Genomic DNA, 11,902 nt, shown 5'->3' with positions numbered 1-11,902 from the left:
TTATTTCGTCCAAAAATTATAAAAATTAAACCATTGATAAGGGGCACGCAGACAATGCTGTTCTAGTACGGCAACGTACGTTTTAGTGATGGTTTGCATACTTTCAATACGGTGAGCACGGGGTAAACTCACCTGCTCAGCAATTGAATGAATATGCACTTGAAACTGCTGTTGCACCCGATAGCAAAACACCGCAATAACAGGCACTTTGAGTAAATTTGCTAAAATCCAAGCCCCTTGTGGGAAAGCTGCTGACTCCCCTAAAAAATCAACATGCTGTACACGATCTGACTGCACAGGCACTCGATCTGCCGCTACAATGACCCACTCACCTTGCTGCATTTTGTCTTGCAATAGCATGGCAGTTTCAATACCCAGCTCATCAACTGATAAAAGACAGACATCTGCCTTATCATTTATTTTTTTCAAAAACTCATTAAATTTTGTCGCGTGCTTTTGGTAAACCAGCACATTAATTTTCTGCGGATGCTCTGACTTAATAGCTCGAAGCAATTCAATATTGCCAAAGTGAGAGACAACAATAAGAGCGCCTTTTTGATAATGCTGCGAGAAGTTTTCATGTCCAAAAACTTCTAGATTTTGCTCGGAGATATGGCCTAGCCAACCCTCAATCTTATCTAAAATACATTCGCCAAATTGCATGAAATGCGCATAGCTATTTGTCCAATTTGGTTGGTGGCTAAAAGGCGACTGTGATCCAGCAAAATGATGCAGTTTTTGTAAATAAAGTAAGGAAGCCTGTCGTGCAGTGGCAGCAAATAACCAGTACCACATAATAACGAAGTACATCACCAACTTGCATAACCAACGTCCACCAAAACGGTAAAACCACAACACGAGCATAAGGGGCAACATACCGCCTCGCTCTTTAATGTCGTTCCATTTTGGTGAAGCTGAATCTGTCATAATTAACCTTGCAGTTTTTGCTTTAACAGCTTCGGTAGGCGAATCAGCATGCCCATGAACAAAGTTGCATGTGCTTTACTCAGACCTAAGTTATCTCGCCAAGCATGAAAATGAGAAATACCCTGCTCTGGATAAACCACAGGTGTCGGGACATTAATAAAAGGGGTATTTTCCCATTTTAAACGCACTAAAATTTCACTATCAAAACCCATACGTGGCTGAAATTTAGCACTATTTAAAACATTTATTGTGCTCTCAAGCGGATACACGCGAAACCCGCACATGCTGTCTTTAATTTCAAAAGACAAACTGTTTAACCAGACCCAAAAATGGGTAATGTAACGGCCATATAAGCGCTTTTTAGGAATAGAGGCATCAAAGTATGGCTGACCAATTACCATTGCATCTGGATGTTGTCGAGACTGCTCAATAAATTTTGGAATGTCATCCCAGCAGTGTTGACCATCTGAATCGAGTTGTAATGCATGGCTTAAACCAAGCTCATAGGCTGCACGTAAACCAGTCATTACGGCTTGTCCCTTACCCTTATTCACCTCATGTTCAATAAGATGAATTTGAGAATATTGCTCTGCCAATCCTTTTAAAATTTGGCTACAAGCATCATCACTTCCATCATTGACCAACACAATCGGTAGATCAAAACTGTCCAGATAAGAAATCAAATCTGCTAAATAATGTGGATGATTATAAACCGGAATAACAAAGCCGTAATTGGTCTGCATTTTTAACCCTCTACTTCCGTTTGCAAAGCAAATAATAATCGCCCTGAAGCCAGAATCTGTTCTGAATCGCGTAGTTCAAAACTCACTTTATGCTCTTTTCGAGCAAGCTTGAGTTGTACCACAGCATACGGACGAATCAGGTTTTGAAATTTTAACTGCTCATACCCCTGACACCAGCTCAAATCAGACCAAATTGATTTAGCAAAATGTTGTAAAAAACCTATTTGCCCAACCCCAGGATAAATGGGCTGTGTTGGGAAATGCCCTTTAAAACAAACTAACTCGGGTGGAAATTCCAACTCCCAAATGTAGTCATCTGAATTTTGAGACTGTGACAGCACCACGGGTTGTAACATAGGCTTAAATAGAGTTTTCAAATAGTTTTTATTGAGTTTGGACTGAGTATTTTGTGGTAGCTGACTGAGGAAACGCCATTGACGAGGAATCGCGATCGTTTCCAAGCTGTCTTTTAATTGTTGTTTTAAATGGCTGACAAAAGCGGACTTACCTTGCTGTTGTAATTGCTCACGAGCTTGTTCTTTCAGAACAACAATACAACCCAATATTTGACGTTGCTCATGTTCAAGTACCAATACATGACAGTGTTTTACGACATATAGAGCCTGAATACTTTGCTCAATCGCATCTAGACTCAAGCGCTTTTCTTCAAGTTTTACAATTCGATCTGTACGCCCCATCAACTTAAAGGTCTGACATGTTGCATCGGTCCATGCAGCGCCATCACCTGTGGTAATCCAATCATCCTCATAGGCATGATTACTCTTGACCATAAGCTGTTGCTCTTCAATCCGAATAGCCACATTACTAAATGCAGTCCAAGCATCTTCATCTTTAGCACGATGGGCAATACCACCAGTTTCCGAACTTCCCAAAACTTCAATAATCGAACGATTTAAGAAAGGGCGAACACCACTTTCTAGCTTGCCACCAGAACTAAAGACCATTTGGCAGTGTTGCAAAACGACATCAGTTGTCCAACGTTTTAATAATGCAGGACTTGAGATCAAATAATTGCTTAATCCCAACGTTTCTAATTGTTTTTGAGCTTGTACCACATCTTCTGGGAATGCCATTTGAGGCACATAAAAACTTCGACCAGTAGCAAGTGGTAGCAGTAATTTAAACAGTAATCCATAAATATGTTGATGACTAACCGTTGCAATCGCGATTGCATGCTCATCAAAACTAAAGCTTTGACTTAACCCTTGGACTTCGTTGAGTAATTGTCTGAGTGTCCTTGGAATTTTTTTAGGTTCCCCTGTTGAACCAGATGTATAAAAATAGAGTTGCGCCTGCTCTAAAAAAGCATCGTCTAACGTTAAAGATGAAGGAACAACTTTTTCAGTATTTTGGCGCTTTAAAAAATAAACCTGCTGTGCTGCAAAATCCTGTTCTAATTCACGCACTCTATTGGGTGGTAAAAGTACTTGTTTTTTCGCTAGCAAAGCAGCAAAGAATAAAACCAGAAATTCATAGCTATCTGCTTCCCATAAAGCCCAAGTTAGATTTTCCATTTGAGCAATTGCAGTAGCTTGTAAGGCCACATCCTGCCAAAAGTAATTAAAACTAGTCGAGTGCAGAGCATCGTCTATACAAAGTGGCTGAGCTGAATCGATGAATTTCTGAAAATGGCAATACATAGTTTTTAATTAATGATTTGAAGAATGTAAACGCTGATGTCTCTTACGCAAAATAAATTCACCAAGGAACAAAATGCCCATCAGCACATAAGAAATAAAGCCATTATAAATGACCCAAACCTGAGTTGAGGTAAAAAGCACAGTGCTTAACGCAATCAGTGCATTACAAAAAAAGAAAACACACCAAACTTTAGTCACCTGTCTGGTCCACTGCACCCCAGAATCAGGTAAATCAGGTTCAACGAGTCGGGCAAAGCGCTCAATCATAGACGGCGGCTTGATGAGTGTCAGCGAAAAAATAATTAATGCGCCTAAACTCATACCAACTGGATATAACTTTAACCACGCATGATTATGTGACAATAAGCTCAGACTGCCACAAACAATAGCAAAACCGGTTAAAGGCCATAATAATGAGTTACCTTTACCAAAAAGTCTGACGACCCCCAACCCGATGAGTAATAGACTTACCCAAATGAATTGACCGTGTGTCAAACTCCAACCCACAATAAAGGGATACAGCACAAACAGTGCTGCTATTATCCCTTTAAGAATAAACTTCATTCAGCAGTCATGTTCTGAATAACCGTCACAACATCCAGTACGGTTCTCACATTTTTAAAGTCTTCAGGCTTTACTTGCTTACCTGTTAACTCTTTAATTTTTACAACTAAATCAACCGCATCAATACTGTCGACATCAAGATCTGAATAAAGATTCGAATCGAGTTGAACAGACTCCGGTTCAATTTCAAACAAATCTTCCATCCATTCACGGAGTTTAGTTAATACTTGCTCTTGAGATAACATCATCACGCTCCTTATGACTTCTGTTGTGCTTCAACTAAAGCAACCAAACTCTGGATTGATTTAAAATGCTGTTTGGTTTCATCCGACTCTGCATTTAAATGAATGTTGTAACGCTTTTTCAAAGCTAGTCCCAACTCAAGTGCATCAATCGAGTCTAATCCTAAACCTTCTCCAAATAGTGGCGCTTCTGTATCAATATCCGCAATAGTGATATCTTCAAGTGCCAAAACATCAATAATCATTTGCTTTAGTTCATCAGCAAGATTGCTCATTTCAAGATAACTCTTCATCAAAAATTTTATAAAAACTACGACTTAACTGACGAACTTGTTTAGGTCCTACTGTTAAATCGTCTAACAAATCTGATACTCGCACTGCATCTAAAACCTTGACCTCGATATGAAATGGTTGAGATGGTACGTGGTACCATTTTTCATTCTTGGTTAATGTTGATGGTGTGCAGGTAATAATTACTGGACGAATTGGTACATTTGCGCGGATGGCAATATTGGCTGCGCCTCGCTGAAACTCGTTGAGGGTCATCCCTTTTTCAGTGCGCGTTCCTTCCGGAAAAATTAAAAGAGAAGCCGCATTGTTTTCTTTTAGACGCTTTACACAGTCTTCAACAAACTGCTGAGAACCTGCATTTAAAATATAGCCTGCGCTTTGTACGGGTCCTTTGGTAAATGGGTTCGACCAAAGAGACTGCTTCACAACACAATTAGCCTGCTGCATCATACCAATTAGTACTACAACATCAATCAAAGTCGGATGATTGGCAATCACCAACTCTTGACGACTATTTTGTAGCTTTTCCAAGCCTTCTACCGAATAAGTCATGATGCCAAGTTTGACCATCATTTCGGTAAAGCCTTTAAAACTATGTTTAATCACATTTTGTGCACGCTGCTGACGCTCTTCAGAGTCAGAGGTTGTCGCATTTAGTACTGGTGCAATCACTGAGGCAATTGCCATACCACCCAGCCCAAAACTGGCAAAACTAAAACCAGTAGCAGCCACACGCCAGCAATAATTACTTTTTTGCTTGAGGTTTTTAAGATTTAGCATTTGTTCCACCCAAATGCAGATGTTAACTGGTCAGCATCCTGCCAAAAATGAGCAAAAGCAGGAGCATCTGCTTCATCTGTATGCATCCACGCAGTAATTTGTAAATTAGGTTGCTCTAGAGTAACGACAGCAGCCATTGCATAGGCAGGAAAATCGACTGCCTCAGCATAAATATTAGGTAATGGCTCATCATAAGCAACGACTAAAACCCGCTTGATATCAGTCATCGACTTTAAAAGTGCATACGCCTCAATCAAACTTTCAGTCCATGAACAGCTTAAGCTTGTAGAGGGAGTATCATCCTGACATAAAATAGAATAAAGCCCAGAAATTGCATTATGAACAGACGTTGAAAATTGTGTAGGTGATGGAGTTTGTTCATTTAAAACATCTTTTAAGATATTTAAAGTTTTGGCCTCATCACCATATTTTGACACCCAAACAATATAATCGGCTTTATTACCATCTAATGCACCGATCGCACTATTTAAAGCAAGTTTAGCTAAGGGCGACAACCGTCTACGCTGCATCGCGGGGATGCAGTCGAGAGCTGCGTAGGAGGGCTGAGCATGTGTAAATATAAGCTGAGCAAGATGTAATGTTACCATGCTAAAAAATGAACCCTAAGCCGCGTTATTCTGTCGAAATATAAATTATTTTATAAAGATGCTGATTATAGCATTCGTTATAAAATTTACAAAAAATTACGTTTATTACTCACACTTTTTCATAACTCTTGGCACGTGCTCATTTATTTGCAATAAAAAACCCAAAGAAAACTTTGGGTTTTTGAACGTTAAAAAGCTTAACGATTAAATTTTTTCTCTGCTTTTTTAAATTTCTGAATGTAGCGACGACGGCGCGCAGCAGTACGTTCATCAATTTGACTCTTACGACCTTCAAACGGGTTTTCAGAAGTTTTAAAGTCAATACGAACTGGTGTACCTTCAAGTTTATATACTTTACGGAACACGTTTTCTAAGTAACGACGATAATCCGCAGGAGTCTTATCAACCTTATTACCATGGATCACAATCGTTGGTGGGTTCTGTCCACCCATATGCGCGTAACGCATTTTAATACGTTTTCCACTCACCATTGGCGGTTGATGTGCATCTGTAGCATCATTCAAAATTTGGGTTAATTTCGCAGGTGAAACTTTTAAATGCGACGAGTCATAAGCACGGTGAATAGTTGGGTACATATCCCCTACACCCGTACCATGCAATGCCGAAATAAGGTGTACTTTCGCCCATGGAATAAAGTCAAAACGACGATCAACATCCAATTTACATTGTTTGCGATCATATTCGGTCATGTTATCCCATTTATTAATGGCGATCATCATGGCACGCCCAGCTTCAAGCGCATAACCAATTAAATGCAAATCTTGCTCAACAACCCCTTCACGAGCATCGAGAACTACAACAACCACATGTGCATCTTTAATTGCTTGTAGCGTTTTCACAATTGAGAATTTCTCAATCATTTCTTCTACTTTACCCTTACGACGCACACCAGCTGTGTCAATTAATGTGTATTGACGGCCATCACGTTCAAAAGGAATATAAATCGAATCGCGGGTTGTACCAGGTTGGTCAAATGCTACTACACGATCTTCGCCAAGTAATCGATTGACCAAGGTAGATTTACCAACGTTTGGACGGCCAATAATAGCTAAACGTAAACCTGTTGCTTTGTCATGTTCTTCTTCACTTTCGTCTTCAGGAACATTCTCAAGAACATCTTCAAGCATTTGCTGCACGCCACGACCATGGCTGGCAGCAACTTGTAAAGGTTCACCCATACCAAGTTTGTAGAATTCAACCAAAGCCGCTTCTGCATGAACGCCATCTACCTTGTTCGCAACAAGATAAATTTTCTTGCCCAAAGTACGTAGTTCACGGGCAATTTGCTCATCTGAAGCCAATAAACCAGCACGAGCATCAACCACAAAAATAATGATATCTGCTTCATTGATTGCTGTTTTTGACTGCTCAGCCATGTAGTTATCAATACCGCCCTCATTTTCACCAATACCGCCAGTATCAACGACAATGAAAGACTTATTCTGATAAGTCGCATCACCATATTTACGGTCACGAGTCAGGCCCGCGAAGTCGGCTACAAGTGCATCACGACTCTTGGTAATCTGGTTAAATAACGTTGATTTTCCGACATTCGGACGACCAATGAGCGCAATAACGGGTTTCATACAATAACCTTAATTCAAGACCAGCCATATCTCATGGCATGAGCATTAAAAACAGTACAGGAGATATATTTTAAGGTCAGAGATGACCATAATAAAAGACGGGGCTTTGAACTGATTTAATTCAAACACCCCGATATTTTTAACAGCATAATTTGTTAAGCGCTTATTTTAGCACAAGCGAACGAAATTAACGATTCTGCCAAATACTTAAATCGCCTTTTCGGGTCGAAACATAAAGTTGATTCTCGATAACACGTAATGTATTGACCTCACCACTTGTTTTTGAACGACCAATCAACTTACCTGTTGCAGGATCAACAAGATGTAATACGCCATCTAAATCACCTACAACAAGATCTTGTCCTAGCACAACTGGATTACTTAAATGACGGTTTAACAAACTATCATTTTCCCAGATTTTTTCACCAGACGCTAAATCGTAAGCTGTTAGCTTACCATCTGTTGAAGAGACAAATACTTTATTGTCATAAACTTCTGGACGTTTAGTACTGCTCGAATCTTCACTCCAAACGACACGTTGAGAAGCAAGATCGGTTACAGTCACTTGACCTTGGAAACTGGTCGTTACCATAAACTGTCCAGCTACAGTAGGATCACCATCAATATCAATTAAACGTTGAATATCAGAACGACCTTCACTTACCGCAACACGACGTTGGAAACGCGGAATACCACTAATGGTATCAATTGCATAAACATATGCATTCGCAGAAGCAATTAATACAGTACGAGGGTCAAGGCTAACTGGTGATGCCTGGCCACGTAAACTAAATTGGACATTCGGTAACTTATAAGCCCAAACTTGTTGGCCTGAAGTAGCATCATGTGCAAATACAGTACCATCATTCGCAATGGTAATAACACGTCCAGATTGAACCAATGACGGGCTTAACAATGCGCCAGATAACTGTGCAGTCCACTTCTGCTCGCCTGTTGCCTGATCTAGTGCGAAGAGTTGACCTTTACTGTTACCAACAACAACAATTCCTTCAGCAGCTTCAACACCAGAACTCAAGCCTAATTTACTGACTTTCTTTTCCCAAATGCGTTGTTTACCACGATATGCAGCTACTTCACCTTTTGGATCAAGCGTGAAAACCACACCATCGTTTGCATCAAGTTGCAAACGTAATGGATCAGCTTTATCTGTAGAAGAAACACTACGCGAAAACACTGGCGTTAAGGTCTTTTTCGACTCGGTTAATTTCGGTAGAGGATTAGGTTTAACTTCTTTTACTTTATTACTAGAACATCCCACCAGTACAGCCGATGCGATTGCAATTGCCAAAGGCAGTTTGAATTTCTGATTCATTAAGACTCTTCCACCTGTGTTTCCAAAATTGGGCGCTCAATCTGTGGATCTTCAACTAAAACGCCAACACTTTCGAGTTTAATTTGTAAAATTTGTCGCTCTTGTTTACGTTCTAGTAACGAATTCCAAGCTGCCTGATACGCTTTTTTAGCAGAATCAACATCTTTCTTAGCAACAAAGATATCACCACGTAACTCTTCTACCGTTGCTTTAAATGCAGGATCGACGTTACCAGACAGAGTTTTTAGTGCTTCATCATATTTGTTTTGCGCCAATTGTGCATCTGCTAAACGCAACTTTACAACTTGAATCAAACCTTCATCTTTAACTTTTGAATTTTCAACTTTCTTTAAAGCTTTTTCGGCAGCAGCATAATCCTGTTTTTCATAGGCTAATTTTGCTAATACAAACTGAGTCTGTATGGCCTGAACAGAGTCGATATCATCTTTTACAATTTTATCTGCTGATGCAGTTACCGAACTTAAAGCATTCGGATTATCGGCACTCGCATTTGCCTCATCCATTAACTGCTGTACTTTTGCAGTTTCTACCTGACTAGTTGCCAGATTCTTTTTTTGCCAGTAAGTCCACCCAAAAAAGGCAATCAACGCAATGAGAATTCCGCTAATCATGGCAGAACCATATTTTTTGGCGAACGACTTTAAGCTGTCGAATTGTTCTTCATCACTTAAGCTCATGTGATTGTCCTTTTCCAGATGTTCAGTTTATTTTGTAAATTTTTGGATTAAAAATGGTACGAGGTCAGCAATTGCGACTTGTGACTGTTCAGCTGTTGCTAACTCTTTAATAGCAAGCTGCTGCGCTTCCCACTCTCGTTCCCCTAAAATCAAAGCAAAGATTGCTCCAGCCTGATCAGCTTTTTTCATCTGGCTTTTCATGCTGCCTTGTGAACCTGTTTTGATTCGAATACTGCTATTTGCAGCTTCTAACTGGTCACGTAATTGTTCCGCTAAAATCAAGGCATTTGTTTGATAAGCAGGTTCTGCAACCAAAAAGACTTCACAATCGCGAATAACTTCAGCTTGTTCAACTTGCTCAAGCAGAAGCAATAGACGCTCCATACCCATCGCGAAACCAACAGCTGGTACAGATTGATCTGGCTTACCTTTTAATTGACCAACTAAACCGTCGTAGCGTCCACCAGCACATACTGTGCCTTGTGAACCGAGTGCTGTAGTCGTCCATTCAAAAACAGTCTTGTTGTAATAGTCCAGACCACGTACCAACTTCTGGTTAATTACAAACTGGATGCCAGCAGCAGTCAAATAATCTTGTAACTGCTTAAAATGATCCAAACTATCTTCTTTTAAGAAATCATGCAATTTCGGCGCATTTTCCAGAATTTTCTGGGTAGATTCAATTTTAGAATCTAAAATGCGTAATGGATTTGTTGTTAAGCGACGCTGCGAATCTTCATCCAACGCATCTTTATGCTCATTTAAAAAAGCAACTAATGCATTGCGATACTCTGTACGCTCATCAGTTTCGCCTAAAGTATTCAACTCAAGCTGAACCTTATCAGCAACGCCCATACGTTTCCATAAGCGAGCTGTCAACATAATTAATTCAGCATCAATGTCAGGAGTCGCAACGCCAAAAGTTTCTACACCAAACTGGTGGAACTGACGGTAACGCCCTTTTTGTGGTTTTTCATAACGGAACATAGGTCCCATATACCACACACGTGGCGTAGCGCCGCGCAACAAATTATGTTCAACCAACGCACGAACACAACCAGCTGTACCTTCCGGACGTAAAGTTAATGACTCTGGTGGGTTGCCTTTATCGAAAAAGGTATACATTTCTTTTTCAACAATATCGGTAGCATCACCAATAGCACGTTTAAACAAGCCCGTTTGTTCAACGATTGGTAAACGAATTTGTTGATAACCATAAGCATCCATTAACGATGCTAAATGTTGCTCAAGACGTCTCCACGCTACTGTTTGCGTTGGCAAGATGTCATTAAAACCTTTGATTGCGACAATTGAACTCATGATGAACTACGAATAATTTCTTTAGATTTAGCTTCTTCAAGCTCTTGGACACGTTGACGAACCATTGTTTCGATTTCATCAACCAATTGATCGGTATCGATTAAATGGCTTTTCTCACCATTACGATAAACCAGTGAGCGAGGCGCAGCCCCAACAACCCCGATATCAGCTTCTTTTGCTTCACCCGGGCCATTTACCTTACAACCAATCACTGACACATCCATTGGAGTACGAATATCTTCTAGACGTTCTTCCAAAGCTTGCATCACTTGAATAACATTAAACTCTTGGCGAGAACAACTCGGACAAGCAATAAAGTTAATGCCGTTAGAGCGTAGACCAAGCGATTTTAAGATATCAAAACCAATCTTGATTTCATCTTCCGGTTCGGCAGCAAGCGAAATACGCATTGTATCGCCAATACCTTCCATCAATAATCCGCCAAGGGCAATCGCTGATTTCACAGTACCCGTACGGTAAATACCCGCTTCGGTAACGCCAAGGTGTAATGGATTATCAATTTGCTGAGAAAGCAAGCGGTAAGCATCCATGGTTAAAAACACATTTGAGGCTTTTACGCTAACTTTAAACTCATGAAAATCAAGGCGGTCTAAAATATCAATGTGACGTAAAGCTGATTCAAGAAGTGCTTGCCCAGTAGGCTCGCCATATTTTTTCTGTAAATCTTTTTCTAGAGAACCCGCATTCACACCAATACGCATTGAAATACCATGATGACGTGCCGCAGCAACGACCTCACGAACTTTCTGGTCTGACCCGATATTACCCGGATTAATACGCAAACAGTCTGCGCCATAATCTGCAACTGCTAAGGCAATTCTATGGTCAAAATGAATATCGGCAACTAATGGTACTGAAACGCGCTTACGAATTGCGCCAAATGCCTCAGCAGCCTCCATAGATGGGACCGAAACACGCATAATATCAGCACCTGCATCAACGCAACGCTCAATCTGAGCAACGGTTGCATCAACATCGCAAGTTTCAGTGTTTGTCATACTTTGCACACTAATAGGTGCATCGCCACCGACATACACCGACCCAACACGAATTTTGCGTGTTGGTCGACGTTTAATTGGGTTCTCTATCATTGTATCGCTCAACTCA

13 protein-coding genes are annotated in these 11,902 nt (G+C 40.4%); all 13 read right to left on the bottom strand.

The window, feature by feature from the left end; all coding sequences use genetic code 11:
* A complete protein-coding gene (locus F886_RS05120; RefSeq protein ID WP_005302271.1) occupies nucleotides 1-927 on the bottom strand; it encodes an LpxL/LpxP family acyltransferase in 927 nt (308 codons plus the stop codon).
* Between the two features lie 2 nt (nucleotides 928-929).
* Nucleotides 930-1,670, bottom strand: coding sequence for a glycosyltransferase family 2 protein (locus F886_RS05115; RefSeq protein ID WP_005302268.1), 741 nt, complete (start codon nucleotides 1,668-1,670; stop codon nucleotides 930-932).
* Nucleotides 1,671-1,672: 2 nt separating this feature from the next.
* Complete coding sequence (locus tag F886_RS05110; RefSeq protein ID WP_005302264.1) at nucleotides 1,673-3,331, bottom strand: ApeI family dehydratase; 1,659 nt, start codon at nucleotides 3,329-3,331, stop codon at nucleotides 1,673-1,675.
* A 9-nt stretch (nucleotides 3,332-3,340) separates the two neighbouring features.
* Nucleotides 3,341-3,895: a COG4648 family protein gene (locus F886_RS05105; RefSeq protein WP_005302261.1), complete on the bottom strand. Its 555-nt coding sequence runs from the start codon at nucleotides 3,893-3,895 to the stop codon at nucleotides 3,341-3,343.
* Nucleotides 3,892-4,146 (bottom strand): acyl carrier protein, encoded by a 255-nt coding sequence (locus tag F886_RS05100; RefSeq protein ID WP_080649511.1) that lies wholly within the window; start codon nucleotides 4,144-4,146, stop codon nucleotides 3,892-3,894. The genes F886_RS05105 and F886_RS05100 overlap by 4 nt, the downstream gene beginning before the upstream one ends.
* A gap of 5 nt (nucleotides 4,147-4,151) precedes the next feature.
* Entirely contained in the window at nucleotides 4,152-4,412 is a 261-nt protein-coding gene (locus F886_RS05095) for a phosphopantetheine-binding protein (RefSeq protein ID WP_000067033.1), read from the bottom strand.
* Between the two features lies 1 nt (nucleotide 4,413).
* Nucleotides 4,414-5,217, bottom strand: coding sequence for a lysophospholipid acyltransferase family protein (locus tag F886_RS05090; protein ID WP_081402094.1), 804 nt, complete (start codon nucleotides 5,215-5,217; stop codon nucleotides 4,414-4,416).
* A complete protein-coding gene (locus tag F886_RS05085; protein ID WP_005302252.1) occupies nucleotides 5,202-5,816 on the bottom strand; it encodes a beta-ketoacyl synthase chain length factor in 615 nt (204 codons plus the stop codon). The genes F886_RS05090 and F886_RS05085 overlap by 16 nt, the downstream gene beginning before the upstream one ends.
* 197 nt (nucleotides 5,817-6,013) lie before the next feature.
* Nucleotides 6,014-7,423 carry a ribosome biogenesis GTPase Der gene (gene der, locus F886_RS05080; RefSeq protein WP_004794708.1) on the bottom strand — a complete coding sequence of 470 codons (1,410 nt, stop codon included), beginning with the start codon at nucleotides 7,421-7,423 and terminating at the stop codon, nucleotides 6,014-6,016.
* A 187-nt stretch (nucleotides 7,424-7,610) separates the two neighbouring features.
* Entirely contained in the window at nucleotides 7,611-8,756 is a 1,146-nt protein-coding gene (gene bamB, locus F886_RS05075) for an outer membrane protein assembly factor BamB (RefSeq protein ID WP_005302249.1), read from the bottom strand.
* Nucleotides 8,756-9,454: a YfgM family protein gene (locus F886_RS05070; RefSeq protein ID WP_004794712.1), complete on the bottom strand. Its 699-nt coding sequence runs from the start codon at nucleotides 9,452-9,454 to the stop codon at nucleotides 8,756-8,758. The genes bamB and F886_RS05070 overlap by 1 nt, the downstream gene beginning before the upstream one ends.
* Before the next feature lie 27 nt (nucleotides 9,455-9,481).
* Nucleotides 9,482-10,774, bottom strand: coding sequence for a histidine--tRNA ligase (hisS, locus tag F886_RS05065; protein ID WP_005302246.1), 1,293 nt, complete (start codon nucleotides 10,772-10,774; stop codon nucleotides 9,482-9,484).
* A complete protein-coding gene (gene ispG, locus F886_RS05060; protein ID WP_004698760.1) occupies nucleotides 10,771-11,886 on the bottom strand; it encodes a flavodoxin-dependent (E)-4-hydroxy-3-methylbut-2-enyl-diphosphate synthase in 1,116 nt (371 codons plus the stop codon). Before ispG ends, hisS begins: the two co-directional genes overlap by 4 nt.
* Nucleotides 11,887-11,902: the final 16 nt, after the last annotated feature.

It is taken from the genome of Acinetobacter sp. NIPH 542, from assembly GCF_000369825.1.
In the GTDB taxonomy this organism is placed as follows: Bacteria; Pseudomonadota; Gammaproteobacteria; order Pseudomonadales; family Moraxellaceae; genus Acinetobacter; species Acinetobacter oleivorans.
This window is presented reverse-complemented; position numbering and strand designations above follow the sequence as displayed.

Coding starts and splice junctions, on each gene's coding strand:
- F886_RS05085 (WP_005302252.1), bottom strand. CDS start 5,816: ATGGTAACATTACATCTTGCTCAGCTTATATTTACACATGCTCAGCCC.
- F886_RS05095 (WP_000067033.1), bottom strand. CDS start 4,412: ATGAGCAATCTTGCTGATGAACTAAAGCAAATGATTATTGATGTTTTG.
- ispG (WP_004698760.1), bottom strand. CDS start 11,886: ATGATAGAGAACCCAATTAAACGTCGACCAACACGCAAAATTCGTGTT.
- F886_RS05070 (WP_004794712.1), bottom strand. CDS start 9,454: ATGAGCTTAAGTGATGAAGAACAATTCGACAGCTTAAAGTCGTTCGCC.
- F886_RS05120 (WP_005302271.1), bottom strand. CDS start 927: ATGACAGATTCAGCTTCACCAAAATGGAACGACATTAAAGAGCGAGGC.
- der (WP_004794708.1), bottom strand. CDS start 7,423: ATGAAACCCGTTATTGCGCTCATTGGTCGTCCGAATGTCGGAAAATCA.
- bamB (WP_005302249.1), bottom strand. CDS start 8,756: ATGAATCAGAAATTCAAACTGCCTTTGGCAATTGCAATCGCATCGGCT.
- F886_RS05105 (WP_005302261.1), bottom strand. CDS start 3,895: ATGAAGTTTATTCTTAAAGGGATAATAGCAGCACTGTTTGTGCTGTAT.
- hisS (WP_005302246.1), bottom strand. CDS start 10,774: ATGAGTTCAATTGTCGCAATCAAAGGTTTTAATGACATCTTGCCAACG.
- F886_RS05115 (WP_005302268.1), bottom strand. CDS start 1,670: ATGCAGACCAATTACGGCTTTGTTATTCCGGTTTATAATCATCCACAT.
- F886_RS05110 (WP_005302264.1), bottom strand. CDS start 3,331: ATGTATTGCCATTTTCAGAAATTCATCGATTCAGCTCAGCCACTTTGT.